Here is an 18,888-nt window from a genome sequence, read left to right on the forward strand (position 1 = left end):
AAGCGGCGCAACATGACGCGCTTTCGCGCAACCTAAAAAAAATTTTCGCAGCGGCTGTCATTTCCCGCGACGTCGTCCGTCTATTCGGCTCCTTAAACCCATGTTTTGGAGAGATGTCATGAAAAAAGTACTGATTGCCGCTTGCGTCGCCGCTTTCGCCACGATCGCCACGGGCGCGTATGCGCAGAACGATGCGATGTCGCAGCCAGGTTCGTCGATGTCGAAGGACGCGATGGGCCACGACGCGATGGCCAAGGATGCGATGGGCCACGACGCGATGAAGAAGGACGGCATGAAGAAGCATGCGATGAAGAAAGACGCGATGAAGAAGGACGCGATGTCGCACGACGAGATGGGCAAGCCGTCGGGCGACAAGATGGCGCCGTCGAACTGACGGAGGCAGACGCGGCGCGGCCGGCGCGTGCGTCGCACGACGGCCGCCCGCCCGCATTGCGTCTCGTCGACCCATTCCGGGAGTCTTCATCATGCAAACCGTTCCCGCTACCGGCCGCGCGGCCGCCACGCCGCCCGCGCGCCCGATTCATCCGCTGTGGGTGCGCGCGAGCCACTGGCTCAACGCGCTTGCGGCGATCCTGATGGCGCTGTCCGGCTGGCGCATCTACGACGCGTCGCCGATCTATCCGCCGTTCGTGTTTCCGCACGGCATCACGCTGGGCGGCTGGCTCGGCGGCGCGCTGCAATGGCATTTCGCGGCCATGTGGCTGCTGGTCGCAAACGGGCTGTTCTACCTCACGATGTCGATCGTGACGGGGCGCCTCGCGCGCAAGATGCTGCCCGTCACGCCGGCATCGATATGGCGCGACATCCGTGCCGCGCTGGGCGGGCGGCTGTCACACGACGACCTGAGCGTCTACAACGCGGTGCAGCGTGCCGCGTACCTGACCGCGATGATCGATCTCGTCGTGCTGGTGCTGTCGGGGCTCACGATCTGGAAATCCGTGCAATTCCCGCTGCTGCGCGAATTGTTCGGCGGCTACGACAACGCGCGTGTCGTGCACTTCTGGGCGATGTCGCTGCTCGTCGCATTCTTTGTCGTCCACGTCGCAATGGCGCTGCTGGTGCCGCGCTCGCTGCTCGCGATGCTGCGCGGCCGCTGACCCGCGAGCCGCGGGCGAAGGAAATCATCATGTCGGAATCCGAATACAAGCGCGAGGGTTCGCGCTGGACGCTCGACCGGAAGTCGCTCGAACTCGACGTGCGCCGCGAGCTCGAGATGCCGTCGAGGCGGCTTTTCAACCGGCGCGTGCTGACGCTCGGCGGCCTGACGATGCTGACCGGCTGCACGTTGAAGGACGACGCGTCGGTCAACACGTTCCTCGAGACGGTGTCGCGCATGAACGACCGCGTGCAGGCCTGGCTGTTCAGCGGCGAACGGCTCGCACCGACCTACACCGAAGCCGACATCACGCGACCGTTCCCGTTCAACGCGTATTACGGGATCGACGACGTGCCGCACGTCGATGCGTCGACGTACCGGCTCGTGCTGTCCGGCCGCGTGACGGGCAAGCGCGTGTGGACGCTCGACGAACTGTATGCGCTGCCGCACGCCGAGCAGATCACGCGACATATCTGCGTGGAAGGGTGGAGCGCGATCGGCCGCTGGGGCGGCACGCCGTTCGGCGCGTTTCTCGCGCGCGCCGGCGCCGATACGCGGGCCAAGTACGTCGGCTTCAAGTGCGCGGACGATTACTACGAGAGCATCGACATGCCGACGGCGCTGCATCCGCAGACGCTGCTCGCGTTCGATTACGACGGCCACCGGCTGCCGGCGGAATTCGGCTTCCCGATGAAGCTGCGGATGCCGACCAAGCTCGGCTACAAGAACCCGAAGCACATCATGGAGATTTTCGTCACCAACACGTATCCGGGCGGGTATTGGGTCGACCAGGGATACAACTGGTTCGGCGGGTCGTAAGCGGCCCGCACGCGGGCCGCTTACGCGCGATCAGAACGTTTCCCAGTCGTCGCGGCCCGACGTGCCCGCCATCGCGAGTACGGGGGCAGCCGTTGTGCGCGGCGCGGCGGCGCGTGCGGGGGCAGGGCGGCGCGCGGCCTTCGGCGTGCCGTGCGTGGGCGCGGCGGCAGCCGCAGCCGGGTCGCCGGCGAGCTTGAATACCGCGACCGCGCGCTTCTGCTCGGCCGCCTGCTGTTCGAGCGATTGCGCGGCCGCCGACGCCTGTTCGACGAGCGCCGCGTTCTGCTGCGTGACTTCGTCCATCTGGCCGACCGCGACGTTGACCTGCTCGATGCCGCGGCTCTGCTCGTCGGACGCGGCCGAGATCTCGGCGTTGATGTCGGCGACGCGGCGGATCGCCTGGCGCACGTCACCCATCGTGCGGCCGACTGCTTCCGCCTGCTCGGAGCCGTCGCGCACCGTCTCGACCGATTGCTGGATCAGATCCTTGATTTCCTTCGCGGCGCTGGACGCGCGCTGGGCGAGACTGCGCACCTCGCCCGCGACGACCGCGAAGCCGCGCCCCTGTTCGCCGGCGCGCGCGGCTTCGACCGCCGCGTTCAGCGCGAGGATGTTGGTCTGGAACGCGATGCTCTCGATGAGACCGGTGATGTCGGCGATCTTCGTCGAACTCGCAGTGATCTCGTGCATGGTCGACAGCATCCGCTCGACGACTTCGCTGCCGGTGTCGGCGACGTCCGACGCGTTGGTCGCGAGTGTCGTCGCCTGGCGCGCGTTCTCCGAGTTCTGCTTGACCGTCGCGGTCAGCTCTTCCATGCTCGCGGCGGTTTCCTCGAGCGACGCGGCCTGTTCCTCGGTGCGCGACGACAGGTCCATGTTGCCCGCGGCAATTTCGCTCGACGCGGTCAGGATCGAGTCGCTCGACGTCTTGATCCCGCGCACGACGCGCGCGAGCTGCGTGTCCATCTGGCGCAGCGCGTCCAGCAGATGGCCGAACTCGTCGTTCGAGCGGGTCTCGATCCCGTTCTCGAGATGGCCGTCGGCGATGCGTTGCGCGGTGTTCATCGCGATGCCGAGCGGCTGGGTGATCGCGCGCTGCAGGTACCGCCACGCGCCGGTCGCGACGGCCACGCCGATCGCGAGGGTGCCGAGCGACGCCCACAGCAGCATGTGGAACGTGTCGTTGCCCTGGTCGGCCGCATCCTTGACCTGCTTCGCGTTGATCGCGATGTCCTCGTCGATGCCGTCGGCGAGCGCGCTGCCGAGCGGGCGGACCTTGTCCAGCGCCGCTGCGATCGCGTCGGCGTTGCCTGATTGCGCTGCGCCGAGCGCGCTCGACGCGAGCGAGCGGAAATCGCCGAGCTGGCCGGCGATGCGATCCGCGACCTTGCGTTCGTCGGCGGCCGTCACCTTCGCCGGGTAGTAGTCGTTCCACGCGGCCAGCATCTTCTTCTCACGGTCGCGGATGCGCTCGGCGAGCGTCTTCGCTTCGGCCGCGTCGTGCGTCGTGACGAGCAGTTCCAGGTTGACGCGCATCTGCAGCGCACCCGCCTGGGTGCCCGCCAGATCCTCGATCGGCACCGTGCTGTCGGTGTACATCGAACTCATGTCCGAACTCAGCGTCGCGAGCCCCCGTATGCCCTCCAGCCCGATTGCGATCATCACGATCACGCACGCGGCGAATGCGACCACGATCTTGAACTTGATGCTGCCTGTCAGCTTGTTCATGCCCCGCTACCCATGTGAGAAAAGACCTGCCATGTCCCGGCCCGCATCGACGTATTCGTCAGACAGGAATCCATGATGCGGACAGGGTTGATGGCCGGGTATACGGCAGCGAGACCCGCGACATTAGGAAAATCGATTCAATCGGGTCAAATATTCGACGGCGCGCAATAACATCAGTGGACAGCCTTTCGGGCAAGCTCCAAACGGCTTTCGAATGACCGGTACGGGCGGACGTGTCGCGCCGCGAGTCAGCCCGATTCCCGCACCCGCATTTCGATGCGTAGGCCGGCTGCCGTCGCCATGTTGACGAGCGTGTCGAGCGCGAACAGATGGATCTTGCCGCGCATCAGGTCGGACACGCGCGGCTGCGTGATGCCCAGCTGTTTCGCGGCCTGGGCCTGACTGAGCTCGAGCTGCGCGATGCGCTGCTTGAGCGCGATCATCAGTTCGGATCGCAGCTTCATGTTCTCGGCTTCGGCCGGCTGGCCCTCGATTGCGTCCCAGATGCTTGCATGACGTTCGTTGGTCATCGTTTCCTCTCCATCGTCAGCGCGCGATAGCGCCGGGCAGCCAGTTCGATATCGGCCTTGGTCGTGCGCGCCGATTGCTTCCGGAAGCAGTGAGGCACATAGGCGGCGTCGGCGAAGGTCTCGACGTAAATGATCCGGAACGCGCCGCTCGCATCGCGCAGGCGAATTTCCCGCACGCCGCCCCGACGGTGCGCATCGGCTTCCAGTCGTCGGGCGCCAGGCTGCGTTGCACCTGGTCGATCTGGTGGCCGGCTTCGCGGCGCGCGGGCAGCGGAAAGCCGCGAAGATCGGCGAGCGCGCTGCCGACGAAAACAACCGGCTTCGGCGGAAGAATGGTTGGGTTATAGAAAATTTTGTATCAGTGGTGCAGGTTTCGAAGGAAGGTCGCGCAGGGCAGGCTGCGCGTGAGCCGACCGTCACGATAAGGGGGAAGCGGTGGCCGGCGTGCAGGACTGGCCGTTCGGCCGATATCGGGTTCGAGCGCGACGGATTGCCGTTGGCAGCGGGGCGAGTCGGTACCGGCAACGCATGCGCGAGACGTATCCGGCCCCCGATTTCACCCGTTCGCCGGCCGAAAAATGTCGCGCGGAAACATCATTCGTGATCCTTTCAGACAGGTCCCGCGATGCTTTCGAATCCTTGATGCCATAATGCCGAGCGTGCGTAGCCGAAGCGGTTGCGCGCATTTTTTTTGTCCCTCTGCCGCCGCTTGCCGGTTCTCTTTCGTCGCCGTTCGCACTGCCATGTCGTTCCGCACGTTCGCTCTGCCTTCCCGGTCCCGTCAGGGCCGTTTGCCGGCATCGCCGGCGTCTTTCAGCGGAGCACGCGGCGCGACGTGCGGGCAGGCTGCGCGATGACGCCGCTCGACCGCCTCCTCGACTTCTTCGCCCGTTTCTCGTTCCGGATCCGCCTGCCGCAAAGCCGCGGCGGCCGCGTGGCGCTGGCGCTCGTCTTCATCTATTTCGTCTGGGGTTCGACCTACAGCGGCCTGCATTTCGCGCTGCAGTCGTTCCCGCCGCTGCTGCTGTCGGGGCTGCGCAACCTGCTCGGCGGGATCGGCCTGTTCATCTTCGCGCTGCGCCGCAAGCCCGAATGGCCGACGCTGCTCGAAATCCGCAATGCGGGGATCGTCGGCACGATGCTCGTCGCGCTGTCGTCCGGCACGATCGCGCTCGGGATCAGTTCGGTCAGCAGCGGCTCGGCCGCGGTGATGGTGGCCACGGTGCCGCTGTTCGCGACCGTGATCGCGGCGGTCGCCGGGCGGCCGGTCACGAAAGGCGAGTGGGGGGCCGTCGCACTCGGGATGGTCGGTATCGTCGTGCTGAACTCGGGCGGCGCGGCGGCGCAGAATTCGGCACTCGGCACGATCTGCGTGCTGGCCGGCGCACTGTTCTGGGCCGGTGGCGCGCATCTCGCGACGCGGCTCAAGCTCCCGTCCGACCTGTTTCTGTCCACGTCGCTGCAGATCGGCCTGGGCGGCATGATCTCGACGCTCGTCGCCTGGCTGATCGGCGAGCGCATCGAGCACGTGATGGCGGGGCCGGTGTTCGCGTTCGTGTACCTGATGGTGTTCTGCACGATGGCCGCGTACGTTGCGTACGGCTACCTGATCCGCCACACGAGCCCGATCATCGCGAGCAGCTGCATGTACGTGAACCCGATCGTCGCGGTCGCGCTCGGTGCGTTGCTGCTGGGCGAACCGGTGACGATGGCCACCGTGGTCGCGACCGTCGCGATCCTCGGCAGCGTCGGGCTGTCGTTCGTGTTCGATCCGGCGCGCCGGCCCGCGGCGCGCGCGGCCGCCGCCAGTTCGGCGGCCGTGGCGGCCACGTCGACGGCGGAGCCTTCATCCGCGCCCGAGCAGATCGCGGTGCCGGATGCGGCACCGATCCTGGCGCCTTCCGCCGTCCCGCTGGCCGTGCCGACTCCGGCTGCCGTGATGGATCCTGCCGCGGTCATCGATCCGGCACCGGCGTTCGCGTCGCCGCCCATCGCTGAACCGGCACCGGCGTTCGCATCGCCGCCCATCGCTGAACCGGCACCCGCGTTCGCGCCGCCGCCCGCCGCCCAACCGGCAGTGCCCCGCGCCGACGCGTGACGCCGCCGTGGCCGGTCGCGTTCAGCCGCGCCGGCCGCCGCGGTGGTGGAACCAGCCCGCGAGCGCGGTGAACACCAGCCCGGTCGTGCACATGCCGATCCAGCCGAACGCGTGCCATGCGGCCACGCCGGCAGACGAGCCGATCGCGCCGCCGATGAAATAGCACACCATGTACACCGTGTTGATGCGGCTGCGCGCCTCGGGCTTCAGCGCATAGATGCGCGACTGGTTCGAGATCTGCGCGGCCTGCACGCCGACGTCCAGCACGATCACGCCAATCACGAGCCCGACGAGGCTCGAGCCCGACAGCGCGAAGATCACGAACGACAGCGCGAGCAGCGCGATCGCGAGCGAGATGATCGCGCGCGGGCCGCGCTTGTCCGCGAAGCGGCCCGCGTATGGTGCCGCGAGCGCGCCCGCCGCACCGACGATCCCGAACAGGCCGGCTGCCTGCGGGCCGAGATGGAACGGCGCGCCGGCAAGCAGCAGCGTGAGCACGGGCCAGAACGCGCTGAATCCCGCGAACAGCGCGGCGCCCGTCAGCGACGCCTCGCGCAGCCCGCGCAGTTCGACCGCCAGATGCCACATCGAGCCGAGCAGCTTGCCGTACGGCAGCGTCGACGTCGGCGAACTGCGCGGCAGGCGCAGCACGATCACGGCGGCGAGCGCGACGAGCGCCGCGACCGACGCGGCGAACACGGCGCGCCAGCCGAAATACTCGGCGACGAAGCCGGCGGCCGTACGTGCGAGCAGGATGCCGAGCAGCAGGCCGCTCATCACGGTGCCGACCGCATGCCCGCGTTCGGCCGGCGGCGCGATCTCGGCGGCGAACGGCACGGCCTGTTGCGCGATCGTCGCGAGTACGCCGATCGCGAGGCTCGCGATGGCCAGCACGGCCAGCGACGGCGCAGTGGCCGCGACGATCAGCGCGATCGACAGGCCGGCGATCTGCATCAGGATCAGCCTGCGGCGGTCGAAGCGGTCGCCGAGCGGCGCGAGCAGGAACATGCCGGCCGCATAGCCGAGCTGCGTCGCGGTCGGCACTGCACCGATCCACGAAGCACCGTCGGGAAACGCCGAGCGGAAGCTGTCGAGCAGCGGCTGGTTGTAGTAGATGTTCGCGACGGACACGCCCGCGATCGTCGCGAGCAGCAACAGCAGGCTGCGCGAATAGTGGGGCGAGGCGGCGTCGGTCGGATGGTCGGTGGAGGCGGTGGACATGGCTGCGCGGACGGAGTGGGGCGGCGCGGCGCGCGGCGCACGCGTCGGGTGCGCAGGCGGGCGGGGTGCCGGTCAAGGCTGCCGATCATACCGGAGCGATGTGAATCCTGCCGGACGGGCGGCAGAACGGCAAAACCGGCAAAACCGGCAAAACCGGCAAAACCGGCAGAACCGGCAGAACCGGCAGAACCGGCAGAACCGGCAGAACCGGCAGAACCGGCAGAACCGGCAGAACGGCAGAACGGCAGAACGGCAGAACGGCAGAACGGCAGAACGGCAGAACGGCAGAACGGCAGAACGGCAGAACGGCAGAACGGCAGAACGGCAGAACCGGCGTGACCGGGGTGACCGGCAAAACCGGCCAGCCCCCGCCCGTCATCGTGCGTTCCTCACTCCATCAGTCGACCAGCTCGCCCGTCGGTTCATAGAACGGATAAGGCCCGGCGCCTTCATCGACATACACGTGATGCGACGTCATCCCCGCATCGGGCACATAGCGATGAACCGCGAATGCCGGCGGTTCGAGCCGGAACGCGGAGGGCGCATCGGTCCGCAGGTCGAATGCGACCTGATGGGCGGGCGACGGCACCGCGGCCGCGAGCGTGCCGCCGAAGCGCGTGAACATCGTGCGATGCACGTGGCCGCACAGCACGCGCTCGACGTTCGGATGACCGCGCAGCAGCGCGTCGAGTTTCGCGGCGGCGGCGGGGGCGAGGCGCAGCTTGTCCATGTGGCCGATGCCCGCCGCGAACGGCGGGTGATGCAGCGCGACGATCACGGGCCGGTCGCGCGCGGCGTCGAGCTGCTCGGCGAGCCAGGTGAGCCGTGCATCGCACAGGTCGCCATGGCTTGCGCCCGGCACCTGCGAATCGAGTGCGAGCACGCGCACTGCGCCGACGTCGAGCGCGTACTGCACGAATTCGCCTTCCTGCAGCTCGGTGCGATCGGCAAACGCGCGGCGCAGCCCGGCGCGGTCGTCGTGATTGCCGATCATCAGGTAGTACGGAATCTCGAGCGCCGCGAGCAGCCCGCGCAGGTTGCCGTACTCTTCATCGTGGCCGAAATCGGTCAGGTCGCCGGTGACGAGCACGGCGTCGGGGCGTGGCACGAGCGCGTTCAGTTTTTCGATGCAGCGCGTGAGCGCGGCCGCGGTGTCGACGCGCCGGTACGCGAGCTGTCCCGGACGCTTGATGTGGAGATCGCTGATTTGAGCAAGCAGCATCGTCGTTCCTCGGAATCGTCTGATTGTTGTCGCGGCGTCGTTGCGCGCCGCGGTGGGGTGCTGCATGAATGATGCCCGAATGACGGATTACGCGCCGAGCGCGATCAGGCCTTCCGGCGCGATCGTGAGGCCGACCGCCGTACCACGGGCGAGCGCGATGCGGCCCGGCACGTCGATCACGAGCGCGTCGGGGGCCGCGTGCTCGATCGTGAGCCGCGTGCGCTCGCCGAGGAACGCGCACGCACTGACGGCGCCGCGCAGCGGCGCCTCGCCGGGATCGGCGAGTTGCGCATCCTCGGGGCGGAAGAACCATTCGTCGGCGGCGTGCGGCGTCGCGATCGCGCCGCCCGTGGTCACCAGCGTGCCGTCGCGCCATTGCCCGGCGAGCCGGTTCAGCGTGCCGATGAACTGCGCGACCGTGCGATTGGCCGGGTGGTAGTAAATGTCGCGCGGCGTGCCGATCTGTTCGATGCGGCCGGCGCCCATCACGACGATCCGGTCGCCGAGTTCCATCGCTTCGGCCTGATCGTGCGTCACGTAGACCGTCGTCACGCCGAGTTCGCGCAGCAGCGTATTCATCTCGCGACGCAGCGTGTCGCGCAGCTTCGCGTCGAGTGCGGTCAGCGGCTCGTCGAGCAGCAGCACGCGGGGGCGCACCGCCAGCGCGCGAGCCAGCGCGACGCGCTGGCGCTGGCCGCCCGACAGCTGGTCGATCGGCTTGTCCGCATGCGCGTCGAGCCGCATCATCGCGAGCAGCTCGTCGACGCGCTCGCGCAGCGCGCGCGGCTCGGTCTTGCGGATCTTCAGCCCGTAGCCGACGTTGCCGCGCACCGTCAGGTTCGGAAACAGCGCGTAGTTCTGGAACACCATGCCGACCTGCCGGCGCTCGATCGGCAGCGCGGTGACGTCGTCGTTGCCGAATGCGATCGTGCCACCGGCGTCCGGCGTGTCGAGGCCCGCGATCAGGCGCAGCGTCGTCGTCTTGCCGCAGCCCGACGGCCCGAGCAGCACGAGTGTTTCGCCCGCGCCGATCGACAGGTCGAGCGGTTCGAGCACGCGCGTGCCGCGGAACGTCTTCGCGCAGCGGGTCAGGGTGATGGGGGTGGAATCGAGTTTCATGTCTGCGAGAAATTCAGCGCGAGCGCTTCTTGAGCGCGCGCGTGCCGGACGGATCGACGCCGAGCCACTGCATCGCGACGAGCAGCGGCAGCGTCATCAGCAGGAACAGGATCGTGTATGCGCTGCCGATTTCGAGGCGCAGCGATGCATAGGTATCGGCGAGCCCGACCGGCAGCGTCTTGGTGTCGGGCGTATGCAGCATCCACGTGAGGTTGAATTCGCCGATCGACAGCGTGAGCACCGCGAGCGCACCCGCGACGATGCCGGGGCGCAGGTTCGGCAGCACGATCGTGACGAAGCGCGTGACGAACGATGCGCCGAGGCTGGCCGCACCTTCCTCGAGCGTGCGCAGGTCGGCACCGGCCGCGACGGCCGCGACCGCGCGCACCATGAACGGCAGCGTGAACACGACATGGCCGACGACGATGAACCACAGGCTCATCCGGAACGCCGTGAAGCCGCCGTAGACGACCAGCAGCGCGAGCGCCGACGCGAGGCCGGGCAGCGCAACCGGCAGCACCAGTGCCTCCTCGATCGCCCGCGCGACACGGCTCTTGCTGCGCGCGAGCGCGTAGCCGGCCGGCACGCCGGTGACGAGCACGATCGCGAGCGTCGCGAACGCGACGTAGAGCGACAGCGCGACCGAGCCGTGATACTGCTGCCACACTTGTTCCAGCCAGCGCAGCGTGAGGCCGCTCGACAGGCCGCGGAAATAGTTGACGGTGAGACCCGCGAGCACCGACATCACGACGGGCACGATCAGGAACGCACACAGCAGCAGCGTGACGCCCCATTGCAGCGCGGCGATCGTGCGCGCGCCGGTGACGCGCGGCGCGCGGCGGGCGACACCGTTCGCCTGCACGGGAGCGGGTGCCGGCGACGGCGTGGAAGAGCCGGAAAGCGATTGCATGCAGGAATCCTCAGGCCGCGGCGGCGGCGGTGTGGCCGGTGAAGCGGCGCGCGAGCGCGAGCACGGCCCAGGTGACGATCCCGAGCACGATCGACAGGCCGGCCGCCGTCGCGATGTTCGCGTTCAGCGTGAACTCGGTATAGATCGTCATCGGCAGCACATTCAGGTCGGTGGCGAGCGTGAATGCCGTGCCGAACGCACCCATCGCGGTCGCGAAGCAGATCGCACCCGCCGCGATCAGGCCCGGCGCGAGCGCGGGCAGCACGATGTCGACGAAGATGCGCCACGGCGACGCGCCGAGCGAACGCGCGGCTTCCTCGAGCGACGCATCGAGCTTGGACGCCGCCGCGATCACGGTGACGATCACGCGTGGAATCGAGAAATACAGGTAGCCGACGAACAGCCCCGCGACCGAGTACGCGAATACCCACTTGTCGCCCGTGAGCTTCGCGGACAGCATGCCGATCAACCCCTGCCGGCCGGCGAGCATGATGACCATGAAGCCGACGACGACACCCGGAAACGCGAGCGGGAACGTGAGCAGCGCGAGCAGCACGCGTTTGCCCGTGAATTCGCGGCGCGCGAGCAGGAGGCCCGAGATCGTCGACAGCACGAGCGTCGAGAGCGTGACGCCCGCGGACAGTGCGACGGTCTCGCCAAGGCTTTTCATGTAGCGAGCATTGCCGAGCAGCGCCGCGTAGTGCGGGAAGAACGCGCCGTCGGCGGACACCTGGACGAGCGCCGCCATCGGCAGCAGCCAGAAGGCGGCGAACACCGCGAGCGCCGGCGCGACGAGCGCGACGCGCCAGCGCAGCGGGAAAGTCAGGTCGAGCATCGGTTGGGTCCTGCCGCTTACTGCATCACCTGCAGGTATTGCTGGCCGAATGCCTGCTGGCCGGCCGCCATCTTGCCGAAGTCGACCGATTTCGCACGGGCATATTCGCTCGCCGGCAGGAACTTCGACGCGACGTCGGCGCCAAGCGCCTGCGCGCGAACCGGTCGCAGATAAGCGTTGGCCCAAAGCTTCTGGCCTTCGTCGGACAGCACGAAGTCGAGCACCTTCTTGCCGTTCGCGTCGTGCGGCGCACCCTTCACGAGGCTCATCACGTACGGCACCGCGATCGTGCCTTCCTTCGGGATCACGAACTCGACGTTCGCGCTGTCCTTGTACTTCGCGCGATACGCATCGAAGTCGTAGTCGAGCAGGATCGGAATCTCGCCCGACAGCACGCGCGCATACGCGGTCTGCTTCGGCACGATCGGCGCGTTCGCCTTCAGCTTGCGGAACCAGTCGAGCGCCGGCTTGAAGTTGTCGAGGCTGCCTCCGAGCGCCTGGTTCACGGCCACCGCACCCGCATAGCCGACGAACGCGCTCGACGGGTCGAGATAACCGACCATGCCCTTGTATTCCGGCTTCAGCAGATCGGCCCACGAGCGCGGCACCGGCTTGCCGTCGAGCGCGTCTTTGTTCACGAAGAAGCCGAGCGTGCCTGAGTGGATCGCAAACCAGTAGCCTTGCGGGTCCTTCAGGTTCGCGGGAATGTCGTTCCAGTGCGCGGGCTTGTACGGTGCGATCACGCCCTTGTCCTTCGCCTGGAATGCCGACGACACGCCGAGATAGACGACGTCGGCCACCGGGCTCTTCTGCTCGGCGATCAGCTGCGCGATCGACTGGCCCGAGTTCTTGTTGTCGAACGGCACGCGGATGCCGGTCTTCTGCTTGATCGCCGCGATCTGCGCGGCCCAGTCGGCCCATTCGGGCGGGCAGTTGTAGCAGATCGCCGTTTCATCGGCGTGGGCGGCGGGCGCGCCGGCGATGAGCGCGGCGCAGGCTACGGGAGCTGCAAGCGCACGCAGCAGCGAGGTCAGGCGAAAGGACACGGTAGGTCTCCGGGCGAGGGTGAGGCGCTGGGGTGGTGGTGTGCGGGGTGGTGCGGCGCGTGTTCAGGCCTTGCGCAGTTGCAGGTCGGTGGCCGGCGGTGCGACGGTCGCGCCGTCGCGCACCACGTGCGGCAGGATCAGCGACGTGCGTTCGATTGCTGCGCCGCCGATGCATTCGACGAGACGTTGCCACGCGTGGCGGCCGATGTCGCGGTTCGGCGTCGCGACGCTCGCGAGCGGCGGCGCGAGCAATTCGCCGATCGCGATCCCGTCGAAGCCGAGTACCGACAGGTCGTCCGGGATCGAGAAGCCCGCACGGCGCAGGCCGCGCATCACGACCATCGCGAGCAGGTCGTTGCTGCAGAAGAGGGCGGTCGGGCGCGTTGCGTGCGCGGTGAGATGCGCGAGCACCGCATCGGGCAGCTCGGGTGCGTTGAAGTCGACTTCGACCGGCGGCAGCGTGGCGACGCCGCTTTCCTCGAGCGCCTGCGCATAACCGAGATGACGCTGGCGCGCACGATCGGATGCGGCGAGCGAGCCGGCCAGCATCAGTACGCGGCGGTGACCGCGCGCGGTCAGCAGCCGCACGCCGTCATAGGCGGCGCTGCGGTTGTCGACCGATACCGACGGGCGGCGCTGCGTGTCGTTGTGCATCAGCACGTAGTGCGGGCCGTCGCGGTCGAGCATGTCGAGCAGCGGGTGTGTGTCCGCATCGGCGACGGTGAGGATCAGCCCTTCGACGCGCTGCTCGCGCAGCGTCTCGATCGCGTGGCGCTCGCGCGCCGCATCGTATTCGGTCGTCATCAGGATCAGCTTGAAGCCGGCCGCGGTCGCGAGTTCGTCGATGCCTTGCAGGCAGTCGGCGAACACGGGGTTCGACAACGTCGGCAGAACGACGCCCACGAGCCGCGTGCGCTCGCCGCGCAGCTGCCGGCCGAGCGGGCTCGGGCGGAACTGCAGCGTGTCGATCGCGGTGCGGATGGTCTGCAGCGTGGCGGGGCTGACGGTATGCGGTGCGTTGATCGCGCGTGAGACAGTGGCGATCGAGAAGCCCGCGAGGGCAGCGACATCCTTGATGGTCGAGGTCATGAAGTAGCGCGATGTAAACGTTTTCGGCCGGAAAATTATCGAAAACGTTTGTGACTGCGCGATGACGCTGGCGACGCTTGTTTCGCAAAAAGCGCGATACAAACGTCTGACGGATAGGGCCGCCGGATGACGCGGACTCGATTGTATCGGGGATGTTGCGGCGCGGGAGGATATCGTTGGCGGCGACGTGCCGGTGTCGATTACGAAGGATGAATCCGTACGGGGTTGGGGGGTGTCGCCATGTGGCGCCGCAGAATAAGGGAACGCATCTGCAAGCAGTGGTAGAATCGCGTCCGCCCTCTTGCCGGGGTGATGAAATTGGTAAACATAGCGGACTTAAACGATTGAGTGCCTGGCCGGAAACGGTCGGTGCAGAACCCTTCAAATTCGGCGAAACCCCTGATGCGCGCATCGAGGCAACGCCGAGCCAAGCCTCGCGGTACCCGCGAGGAAGGTGTAGAGACTAGACGGGGGGCGCCTAAGGCGCACGGGCAGAGCAGGCACGCCCGCGCGCGACGGTGAAGGCATAGTCCAGCGCACGAACGGCATCGCGCACGCGACGCCGGCTTTGAAAGAAGCAGTGTGACGAAAATCCGCCGCCTTAATTGGCTTGCCGGTTCGAGTCCGGTCCCCGGCACCATGATCGCTTTCAGCGCGATTCGATGAAGGGACGAAAGCCCGCGAGAAGCAATGCACTCGCGGGTTTTTTGTTTTTGTGGCGTTGTATCGGGTGTGGTTGCCGTCGACCGAACGGCGAAGCCACCGTCGTCAGCGACGCATCAAGTCGACCGGCAGGCCGGTCTCAGGCGGCGTCACGCCGAGCCATCACCGGCGCGTGGTGGAACGCGCATGTCCTGCCGAAGCCGCAATCTCCACCACGCAACGCAAACGTCGCACCCTGAAGTGACGTGATGTCTATGAAGCACACCGCTCGCGCATGAAGGTTAGGTTGCGCGTGCGCGACGTGTCGATGCGAAAGCGCGTCACCTCGTTACCCGAGCGTTCCACCGTCAGGACGCCACGCATGACGGCCATCTGACCGGCAGGGTCGAACGTGAAAATGTCGTCGGCCACGGGTTCCAGCCGGTAGCCGACACAGCCTGCGACGCCGTGCATGGTCAGGGTGAGTTCACCGTTCGTCACGGCGATCGTTGCGCGTGCCGCAGCATCGTGACCGTGATACGTGCCCGCCAGACCGGCCGACGCATCGGAGAGCGATGGGGCGTGATCGGGCAAGCGCTCGAGCGTCTCCACGTGACCGCAGTCCACCAGTTCGATCGCTGGTACACGAGCCGCGGCCGTCGACGCGCAAGGTTTGATCAGCAGCGTTCCGCCTGCCCCTTCTTCGACGCGCAATCCGGCCTCCGTCTCGATGAGCGGCTGAGGCATCTGTCTGGCGTTATGCAAGCTCACGTTGACTTGCCCGTCGTGATCGTCGATCACGCAATACGTTCCGGACGCACGCGAGTGGTACTTGCCGAGCAAGGTTTCGTGCCCGGCAGTTTGCAGGGGCGCGGCAGGTTTTGCGCCAAGGATGGCATCGCCCAGAACGATATCGACGATCTGAGTAGCCAGCTCAACCACATTGGCTGCCGCGCCGTTGGTGAGAATGATGACGTCCAGTGCGTGCTCGGCCACGGTCAACATCTGGCAGGTGCCACCGAACACACCGCCGGCGTGATGCAGCGTCTCCACGTCGCGATGGGGTGTGCGCATCAGCCCGAGGGTGTAGACGCCTTCCGCGCCGCTCGAATAGCGCGGTTTGGTCAGCATCTGGCGCCAGCTTGCTTCGGTGCCGACACGCTTGGGGCCGCGCAGATGCGCGAGCCAGCGCAGCATGTCGTCGACCGTCGACACGATCCCGCCTTCACCGAGCACTTCCCACGACGGAAAGAGGCCGCGCATGAATCCGCCTTTTCCGTCGGGCACATGCTGGGTCGCCATGCGCGGGCGGATGCGCATGTCGTCGGCGACCGACTCCGTATCGACCATGCCCATCACGTCGAAGATGCGTTCCTTCAGAAAGGTCTCGAAGGGGATGCCGCTGACCCGCTCGATCGCGAGCGACAGCAGGTGATATCCGCCGTTGCAGTAGATCATCCGCTCGCCCGGCGGGAAATTGACGTCGCGTTGCCGGACTTCGGCCGCCAGCACGCCACCGCGCGGCAACGTCGCGACACCTTGCGCAAGCAGCGTGAGATCGAGATAGCAGCGGTAGCCGCCCGTATGCGTCATCAGCTGGCGCAAGCTGGGGTCGCCAGCTAGAAGCGGCAGTTCAGGCAGGTACGTGCGAATTCCGGCGTCGATGTCGAGCTTGCCGTCTTCGGCGAGCAGGAGTGCGGCGAGGCAGGTGAAGTGTTTGCTCGTCGAGCCGATACGCAAGCGTGTGGCCGGCGTATTGGCGACGCCGTGTTCCAGGCTTGCCATGCCAAAGCCTCGCCGGTAGAGCACTTCGCCGCGATGCGCGACGGCCACGACGAGGCCGGGTTCATCGCACTTGTTGAAGCGTTCGAACAGGGCATCCAGTTGCTTGACGACGTCGTGAGATTCTTGTGTCATTTTAAGTTATCCATATGATTTAGAACGGAACGGTAAGCGCCGCGCCGATCGTGCGCGGCTGAATCACGCTGACGAGCGCCGGGCCGCCCATCGGTATCAGCGAAGTGCCGGCCGCGATCAACGCGCGACGGTCGAACAGGTTGCGAACATAGAACGCCAGGCTGAACTTCCTGAAGTCCACGCCCGCTTGCAGATCCGTGATCGCGTAGCCCGGCAACGGGTAATCCGGCCGGCCCGAGCTGGCGTCGAACCCACTATGACGTCGGCCGACGAATCGCTGTGTAATACCCGCATACGACGGATATCCGTGTGCGCTGAACAGGTAGGTGCCCGAGAGCGTAGCGGCGAACTTCGCCGAATTCGGCAGTGGCGCGCCCGCCGTCGTACCCGCGCTCGCATTGCCGGTCGTCAGGCTGGCGTCGATGAGCGACAGGTTGGCGCTGAAATTCCAATGCGGGTTGGGGCGGAACGTGCCGGCGAACTCCAGGCCCTTGATTCGCGCGTTGCCGGCGTTGATGACCTGGTTGACGCCATCGACCGTGCCGAGTTGCTGGATGTTCTTCCACTCGATGTCGTAGACCGACGTCTCCAGCGATAGCCGCTTGTCGAGCAGGTCGGCCTTGTAGCCCGCCTCATAGCTCCACAGCGTGTCGGGCGCGAAGGTCGGGCTACCCGCTGCGCGCATGCCGGTGAGCGGATCGATCAGCAGGGCATTCGGCCCACCGGGCCGGTATCCGCTGGCGACCCGGACATACGCATTGCTGTTGGCGGTCAGCGCATAGCGCGCGGTGAACATGTAGGTCTTGCTGGTGTCCGACGACGGGGCCGAGATGGTCTGCGTCGGGCCGGCGAGCGTACCGTAGGTCGTCTGTTCGTAGGTCTGGGTATTGTGGGCGATCCGGACGCCGCCGGTCAGCGAAAGGCGCGGCGTGAGGTGATACGTCAGGTCGCCGTATGCCGCGTACTCGTCGTACGTGCTGGGCGCCTGGAGCTCCGACAGGTTCGGGCCGGGCGAGCCATCGGGCAACGTCGTCAGAAAGCCTTGGCTCATATTGCTGCGCTCGTGCGTATAGAAGAGTCCGGCCAGCCACTCGAGTCGCTGGTTGCCCGGCGACGTCAGGCGAAACTCCTGGGTCACCTTGTTCGTGGTCGCCACATCCTTGGCGACCACCGAACCCAGGTCCAGCCCCTGGGCGGCGAATAGCGGCCCATAGACGCCGGTCAGGTCTTGCGGCGCGCTCGTGTTGACCCTTTGATACGACGTGATCGAGTTCAGGCGCGCCCAGCCGAGTTCGTATTCGATCCCGGCCGAGTAGAGCTGGATGTTCTGATGAAAGGGCTGCGGGGCGAACTGTCGCGTGGTCAGGTCTCCCCAGACCGGCTTGCCGTCGGCGCCATATTCAACGTAGTTCGGATCGTTGCGATTGATGTTTTGCGAGAGCGCGGTTAGCCGGACCGTCAAATCCCGGGTCGGCGTCAGCAGCAACGACGCGCGAGCACCGTAGGTGTCGCCGCGATCGATGTGGGAGTCCGCCTGGGGGCCCACTGCGTCGACATACCCGCCATCGTGCTGCCCGAACACGGAGACACGCAGCGCGGCAACGTCGGTCTTCAGCGGGATATTCAGCGCGGCGTTGGCCGTCCCGCTCACCCCGCCATGCGCCGTTCCCGACACGCCGGTGCCGACCTGCCCGGAAAACTGGCTCGGGTCCGGTTCGTTGGTCACGTATTTCAGCAAGCCGCCCATCGCGCCCGCGCCATACAACGTGCCCTGCGGACCGCGAAGGATTTCAACGTGGTTGAGGTCGAGCAGGCTCATGTCGAGCGCGAACGTCGCACTTTGGGAGAACAGCGTGCTGCCGCCGAACGCGACATCGTCGACATACATGCCGACCGTCGGCCCGGTCTGAACACCCGTCGTCACGCCGCGGATACTGACCTGACCGGACCCGCTGCCGCCGCTGGCGTTCAAGTCGACACCCGGCTCCGAGGAGAGAAAGTCGGACATCGTTTTCGCGCCGCTCTTCTGCAGTTCGTCGGCCGACAGTACGTTGACCTGCATGGGGACTTCGCGAGCCGGCTCACGTCGGCGTGTCGCGGTCACCACCACTGTATTGAGCGTCGCGCCATCCTTGCCTTTCGCCTTCGTCACCTCCGCCGGAGGGACATTCGGCACCGCGGCGCCGGACGCAGCGGCAGGTGTCGCAGCGGACGCCGCATCAGGCGCGGCGACCTGCTGAGTCTGCATGGGTGTTTGCGCCTGTTCCTGCGCGTGCACGCCCAACGATGCCAACCCGAATACCGGTCCGACGAAGAGCGGGGCGTAACGTCCGCCGTGTCGCAGCGGTAGCGTTGCCGAAACCGCCGGGTGCTTCGTCCGGTTCTTCACCTTCATCATTGTCTCCTCCTGATTGTGCGATCGACTGAACGCGATGCCGTGTAGCGCAACTCAGGGGGAACGGTAAGTGCCGGTTATTTCTGGTTCATGTGGCGTTTGTATCGTCGGCGATACAAACGATTGGTGAGGGTGAAGGGCGGCCACGCGGGCAGGCGAGATGGACGCGGGACGCAGACATGTTTCGGGTTTGCAATAAA

16 protein-coding genes and 1 pseudogene are annotated in these 18,888 nt (G+C 66.8%); 4 read left to right on the forward strand and 13 right to left on the reverse strand.

The genetic code is table 11. The features are described 5' to 3' along the window. Positions 1–118: 118 nt before the first annotated feature. The 3 genes from ACPTTF_RS06175 (at position 119) to ACPTTF_RS06185 (ending at position 1,936) form a co-directional block, all read left to right on the forward strand. On the forward strand, positions 119–394 hold the full coding sequence (locus tag ACPTTF_RS06175) for a pentapeptide MXKDX repeat protein (RefSeq protein WP_011351498.1): 276 nt from the start codon (positions 119–121) through the stop codon (positions 392–394). A gap of 91 nt (positions 395–485) precedes the next feature. Next, positions 486–1,118 (forward strand): cytochrome b/b6 domain-containing protein, encoded by a 633-nt coding sequence (locus ACPTTF_RS06180; RefSeq protein WP_423370574.1) that lies wholly within the window; start codon positions 486–488, stop codon positions 1,116–1,118. Between the two features lie 29 nt (positions 1,119–1,147). Further along, positions 1,148–1,936: a molybdopterin-dependent oxidoreductase gene (locus tag ACPTTF_RS06185; protein WP_423370575.1), complete on the forward strand. Its 789-nt coding sequence runs from the start codon at positions 1,148–1,150 to the stop codon at positions 1,934–1,936. A gap of 30 nt (positions 1,937–1,966) precedes the next feature. Here the strand turns inward: ACPTTF_RS06185 and ACPTTF_RS06190 are convergent, their stop codons facing one another. From ACPTTF_RS06190 to ACPTTF_RS06200, 3 genes and pseudogenes are all read right to left on the reverse strand, one after another. Continuing rightward, positions 1,967–3,664, reverse strand: a complete 1,698-nt coding sequence (locus ACPTTF_RS06190) for a methyl-accepting chemotaxis protein (protein ID WP_423370576.1) — start codon at positions 3,662–3,664, stop codon at positions 1,967–1,969. 248 nt (positions 3,665–3,912) lie between these two features. Then, complete coding sequence (locus ACPTTF_RS06195; RefSeq protein ID WP_423370577.1) at positions 3,913–4,194, reverse strand: helix-turn-helix domain-containing protein; 282 nt, start codon at positions 4,192–4,194, stop codon at positions 3,913–3,915. Then, positions 4,191–4,546: pseudogene (locus tag ACPTTF_RS06200) on the reverse strand (type II toxin-antitoxin system RelE/ParE family toxin). The gene ACPTTF_RS06195 and the pseudogene ACPTTF_RS06200 overlap by 4 nt, the downstream one beginning before the upstream one ends. Positions 4,547–5,047: 501 nt before the next feature. On the opposite strand from ACPTTF_RS06200, the gene ACPTTF_RS06205 reads away from it, so the two are divergent. Next, complete coding sequence (locus ACPTTF_RS06205) at positions 5,048–6,292, forward strand: EamA family transporter (protein WP_423370578.1); 1,245 nt, start codon at positions 5,048–5,050, stop codon at positions 6,290–6,292. A gap of 21 nt (positions 6,293–6,313) precedes the next feature. Here ACPTTF_RS06205 and ACPTTF_RS06210 read toward each other — a convergent pair whose 3' ends face one another. From ACPTTF_RS06210 to ACPTTF_RS06255, 10 genes are all read right to left on the reverse strand, one after another. Then, a complete protein-coding gene (locus tag ACPTTF_RS06210; protein WP_423370579.1) occupies positions 6,314–7,513 on the reverse strand; it encodes an MFS transporter in 1,200 nt (399 codons plus the stop codon). A gap of 85 nt (positions 7,514–7,598) precedes the next feature. Continuing rightward, the gene (locus ACPTTF_RS06215) at positions 7,599–7,892 is read right to left on the reverse strand and encodes a hypothetical protein (RefSeq protein WP_423370581.1); all 294 of its coding nucleotides are present in this window, start codon (positions 7,890–7,892) and stop codon (positions 7,599–7,601) included. Between the two features lie 18 nt (positions 7,893–7,910). Continuing rightward, a complete protein-coding gene (locus ACPTTF_RS06220) occupies positions 7,911–8,735 on the reverse strand; it encodes a phosphodiesterase (RefSeq protein ID WP_423370582.1) in 825 nt (274 codons plus the stop codon). Positions 8,736–8,822: 87 nt separating this feature from the next. Further along, positions 8,823–9,854 (reverse strand): ABC transporter ATP-binding protein, encoded by a 1,032-nt coding sequence (locus ACPTTF_RS06225; RefSeq protein ID WP_423370583.1) that lies wholly within the window; start codon positions 9,852–9,854, stop codon positions 8,823–8,825. Positions 9,855–9,867: 13 nt separating this feature from the next. Then, on the reverse strand, positions 9,868–10,764 hold the full coding sequence (locus tag ACPTTF_RS06230) for an ABC transporter permease (RefSeq protein ID WP_423370584.1): 897 nt from the start codon (positions 10,762–10,764) through the stop codon (positions 9,868–9,870). A 10-nt stretch (positions 10,765–10,774) separates the two neighbouring features. After that, positions 10,775–11,599: an ABC transporter permease gene (locus ACPTTF_RS06235; protein WP_423370585.1), complete on the reverse strand. Its 825-nt coding sequence runs from the start codon at positions 11,597–11,599 to the stop codon at positions 10,775–10,777. A 17-nt stretch (positions 11,600–11,616) separates the two neighbouring features. Beyond that, positions 11,617–12,645, reverse strand: coding sequence for an ABC transporter substrate-binding protein (locus ACPTTF_RS06240; RefSeq protein ID WP_423370586.1), 1,029 nt, complete (start codon positions 12,643–12,645; stop codon positions 11,617–11,619). 63 nt (positions 12,646–12,708) lie between these two features. Then, the gene (locus tag ACPTTF_RS06245) at positions 12,709–13,734 is read right to left on the reverse strand and encodes a substrate-binding domain-containing protein (protein WP_423370587.1); all 1,026 of its coding nucleotides are present in this window, start codon (positions 13,732–13,734) and stop codon (positions 12,709–12,711) included. 915 nt (positions 13,735–14,649) lie between these two features. Further along, positions 14,650–16,293, reverse strand: coding sequence for a serine hydrolase domain-containing protein (locus ACPTTF_RS06250; RefSeq protein WP_423370588.1), 1,644 nt, complete (start codon positions 16,291–16,293; stop codon positions 14,650–14,652). A 19-nt stretch (positions 16,294–16,312) separates the two neighbouring features. Beyond that, a complete protein-coding gene (locus tag ACPTTF_RS06255; protein WP_423391153.1) occupies positions 16,313–18,691 on the reverse strand; it encodes a TonB-dependent receptor in 2,379 nt (792 codons plus the stop codon). Between the last annotated feature and the right edge of the window lie 197 nt (positions 18,692–18,888).

It is taken from the genome of Burkholderia crassaminum, from assembly GCF_964265005.1.
Classification (GTDB): domain Bacteria; phylum Pseudomonadota; class Gammaproteobacteria; order Burkholderiales; family Burkholderiaceae; genus Burkholderia.

Excerpts from the sequence above, each read along its gene's own strand:
- ACPTTF_RS06225 (WP_423370583.1), bottom strand. The coding sequence starts at position 9,854 with ATGAAACTCGATTCCACCCCCATCACCCTGACCCGCTGCGCGAAGACG.
- ACPTTF_RS06195 (WP_423370577.1), bottom strand. The coding sequence starts at position 4,194 with ATGACCAACGAACGTCATGCAAGCATCTGGGACGCAATCGAGGGCCAG.
- ACPTTF_RS06250 (WP_423370588.1), bottom strand. The coding sequence starts at position 16,293 with ATGACACAAGAATCTCACGACGTCGTCAAGCAACTGGATGCCCTGTTC.
- ACPTTF_RS06215 (WP_423370581.1), bottom strand. The coding sequence starts at position 7,892 with ATGACGGGCGGGGGCTGGCCGGTTTTGCCGGTCACCCCGGTCACGCCG.
- ACPTTF_RS06220 (WP_423370582.1), bottom strand. The coding sequence starts at position 8,735 with ATGCTGCTTGCTCAAATCAGCGATCTCCACATCAAGCGTCCGGGACAG.
- ACPTTF_RS06180 (WP_423370574.1), top strand. The coding sequence starts at position 486 with ATGCAAACCGTTCCCGCTACCGGCCGCGCGGCCGCCACGCCGCCCGCG.
- ACPTTF_RS06210 (WP_423370579.1), bottom strand. The coding sequence starts at position 7,513 with ATGTCCACCGCCTCCACCGACCATCCGACCGACGCCGCCTCGCCCCAC.
- ACPTTF_RS06255 (WP_423391153.1), bottom strand. The coding sequence starts at position 18,691 with ATGATGAAGGTGAAGAACCGGACGAAGCACCCGGCGGTTTCGGCAACG.
- ACPTTF_RS06235 (WP_423370585.1), bottom strand. The coding sequence starts at position 11,599 with ATGCTCGACCTGACTTTCCCGCTGCGCTGGCGCGTCGCGCTCGTCGCG.
- ACPTTF_RS06205 (WP_423370578.1), top strand. The coding sequence starts at position 5,048 with ATGACGCCGCTCGACCGCCTCCTCGACTTCTTCGCCCGTTTCTCGTTC.
- ACPTTF_RS06185 (WP_423370575.1), top strand. The coding sequence starts at position 1,148 with ATGTCGGAATCCGAATACAAGCGCGAGGGTTCGCGCTGGACGCTCGAC.
- ACPTTF_RS06190 (WP_423370576.1), bottom strand. The coding sequence starts at position 3,664 with ATGAACAAGCTGACAGGCAGCATCAAGTTCAAGATCGTGGTCGCATTC.
- ACPTTF_RS06245 (WP_423370587.1), bottom strand. The coding sequence starts at position 13,734 with ATGACCTCGACCATCAAGGATGTCGCTGCCCTCGCGGGCTTCTCGATC.
- ACPTTF_RS06175 (WP_011351498.1), top strand. The coding sequence starts at position 119 with ATGAAAAAAGTACTGATTGCCGCTTGCGTCGCCGCTTTCGCCACGATC.
- ACPTTF_RS06230 (WP_423370584.1), bottom strand. The coding sequence starts at position 10,764 with ATGCAATCGCTTTCCGGCTCTTCCACGCCGTCGCCGGCACCCGCTCCC.